We start from the raw sequence: 3,070 nt of genomic DNA on the forward strand, positions 1-3,070 counted from the left end.
TCGGCGGCGGCGGCGGCGCCGGGGGTGCTGCGGGTGTTCACGGGCGAGGACTTCAAGGATGTGGGCGGGCTGCCCTGCGGCTGGCAGGTGACGGACAAGCACGGCCAGCCGATGAAGGAGCCGCCGCACCCGGTGCTGGCGCAGGGCAAGGTGCGCCATGTGGGCGACCCGGTGGCGGCGGTGGTGGCCGAGACGCGGGCGCAGGCGCGCGCGGCGGCCGAGCTGATCGCGCTCGACATCGAGGAGCTTCCGGCGGTGGTGGACATGCGCGCCGCGCTCGAGCCGGGCGCGCCGCTGGTGCATGACGAGCTGGGCGACAATCTGTGCTACGACTGGGGCTTCGTCGAGGAGAACAAGCCCGCGGTGGACGAGGCCTTCGCGCGCGCGCACCATGTGACGACGCTCGAGCTGACGAACAACCGCCTGGTGGCGAACCCGATGGAGCCGCGCGCGGCGATCGGCGACTACGACCCCTCGACGGACGAGCACACGCTCTACACCACCTCGCAGAACCCGCACGTGATCCGGCTGCTGATGGGGGCCTTCGTGCTGGGCATTCCCGAGCACAAGCTGCGCGTGGTGGCGCCGGATGTGGGCGGCGGCTTCGGGACCAAGATCTTCCACTACGCCGAAGAGGCCTTCTGCACCTTCGCGGCCAAGGCGCTGCGCCGGCCGGTGAAGTGGACGGCGGACCGCTCGGAGGCGTTCATGTCGGACGCGCATGGGCGCGACCACGTGACGAAGATCGAGCTGGCGCTGGACGAGAACGGCAAGTTCCTGGCGCTGCGCACCGACACGCTGGCCAACATGGGGGCGTATCTGTCGACCTTCGCGCCCTCGGTGCCGACCTGGCTGCACGGGACGCTGATGGCGGGCAACTACACCACGCCGCTGATCCACGTGAACGTGCGCGCGGTGTTCACCAACACCGTGCCGGTGGACGCCTATCGCGGGGCGGGCCGGCCCGAGGCCACCTTCCAGCTCGAGCGCGTCATCGACAAGGCCGCGCGCGAGATGGGCATCGACCCGGTCGAGCTGCGCCGGCGCAACTTCATCAAGCCCGACCAGTTCCCCTACCAGACGCCGGTGGCGCTGACCTACGACACGGGCAATTACGACGCGACCATGGACAAGGTGCTGCAGATGTGCGACCGCGACGGCTTCGCGGCGCGCCGCGCCGAGGCGGCCGCGCGCGGCAAGCTGCGCGGGCTGGGCATCGCCAGCTACATCGAGGCCTGCGGCATCGCGCCCTCGAACCTGGTCGGCCAGCTGGGCGCGCGCGCGGGCCTTTACGAGAGCGCGACCGTGCGCGTCAATCCCACGGGCTCGATCTCGGTCTACACCGGCGCGCATTCGCACGGCCAGGGGCACGAGACCACCTTCCCGCAGGTCATCGCGCAGATGATCGGCATCCCCGAGGACCAGATCGAGATCGTCCATGGCGACACCTCGAAGATCCCCATGGGCATGGGCACCTACGGCTCGCGCTCGCTGGCGGTGGGCGGCTCGGCCATGGTGCGCGCCGCCGAGAAGGTGATCGCCAAGGCGCGCAAGATCGCCGCCCATCTGATGGAGGCCGCCGAGGGCGACGTCGAGCTGGCCGACGGGCGCTTCACCGTCAAGGGCACCGACAAGTCCGTGGCCTGGACCGACGTCACCCTGGCCGCCTACGTGCCCCACAACTACCCGCTCGAAGAGATCGAGCCCGGCCTCGAGGAGACCGCCTTCTACGATCCCTCGAACTTCACCTACCCCGCCGGCGCCTATGCCTGCGAGGTCGAGGTCGACCCCGAGACCGGCAAGGTCGAGGTCGTCGGCTTCTGGGCCGCGGACGATTTCGGCAACGTCGTCAACCCCATGATCGTCGCCGGCCAGGTCCATGGCGGCGTCGCCCAGGGCATCGGCCAGGCCATGCTCGAGCGCGCCGTCTACGACGCCAACGGCCAGCTGCTGACCGGCTCCTACATGGACTACGCCATGCCGCGCGCCTCCGACCTGCCCTTCATCGAGGTCGACCACAGCTGCGCCACCCCCTGCACCCACAACCCGCTGGGGGTCAAGGGCTGCGGCGAGGCCGGCGCCATCGGCGCCCCGCCCGCGCTGGTCAACGCCGTGCTCGACGCCCTCAACGCCGGCGGCTTCAAGGTCGATCACATCGACATGCCGCTGACCCCCGACCGGGTCTGGGCCGCCATGCACGGCTGACCCCGCCCCGCGGCCCCGCCCGGGGCCGCGGATCCGTCCTTTCGGCGCGCGCGCGTCCCGCGCCGCGCCCCGCTCCGCAGGAGACCCGCATGCACGCCTTCGAATTCGTCAAGCCCGCCTCGCTGGCCGACGCCGTCGCCGCCCTGCGCGCCGATCCCGAAGCCCGCCCCCTGAGCGGCGGCCAGACCCTCATCCCCACCCTCAAGCAGCGCCTCGCCCAGCCCTCGCGCCTGGTCTCGCTCGCCGGCATGCCCGAGCTGACCGGCGTCTCGGCCGAGAACGGCGCGCTCACCATCGGCGCCGCAACCCCCCACGCCGTCGTCGCCCGCGAGGCCGCCCAGGCCTTCCCCGCCCTGGCGCGCCTGGCCGCCGGCATCGGCGATCCGGCCGTGCGCAACCGCGGCACCATCGGCGGATCGCTGGCCAACAACGACCCCTCGGCCTGCTATCCCGCCGCCGCGCTGGCATGCGGCGCAACCATCGTCACCGACCGGCGCGAGATCGCCGCCGACGACTTCTTCGAGGGCATGTTCGCCACCGCCCTCGAAGAGGACGAGATCATCGCCCGCGTCCGCTTCCCCATCCCCGCCGCCGCCGACTACCAGAAGTTCGAGCAGCCCGCCTCGCGCTTCGCCCTCGTCGGCGTCTTCGTCGCCCGCTACGACGACCATGTCCGCGTCGCCGTCACCGGCGCATCGGAAAACGGCGTCTTCCGCTGGTCCGAGGCCGAACAGGCCCTGAGCGCCAGCTTCGCCCCCGAGGCCCTCGACGGCCTCGCCCTCAGCCCGGACGGCATGATCGAGGACATCCACGGAACCGCGGCATACCGCGCCCACCTCGCCGCCGTCCTCGCCAGACGCGCCGT

At 71.8% G+C, this 3,070-nt stretch carries 2 protein-coding genes; both read left to right on the top strand.

All coding sequences use genetic code 11. The annotated features are described in order from the left end of the window. The coding region (locus tag BMW67_RS15200) for a xanthine dehydrogenase family protein molybdopterin-binding subunit (protein WP_072748553.1) at window positions 1–2,205 on the top strand (2,205 nt) is incomplete at its 5' end. An 89-nt stretch (window positions 2,206–2,294) separates the two neighbouring features. Continuing rightward, a partial coding sequence (locus BMW67_RS15205) for an FAD binding domain-containing protein (protein ID WP_072748552.1) occupies window positions 2,295–3,070 on the top strand: 776 nt, incomplete at its 3' end.

Source organism: Oceanicella actignis (assembly GCF_900111545.1).
Lineage (GTDB): Bacteria > Pseudomonadota > Alphaproteobacteria > Rhodobacterales > Rhodobacteraceae > Oceanicella > Oceanicella actignis.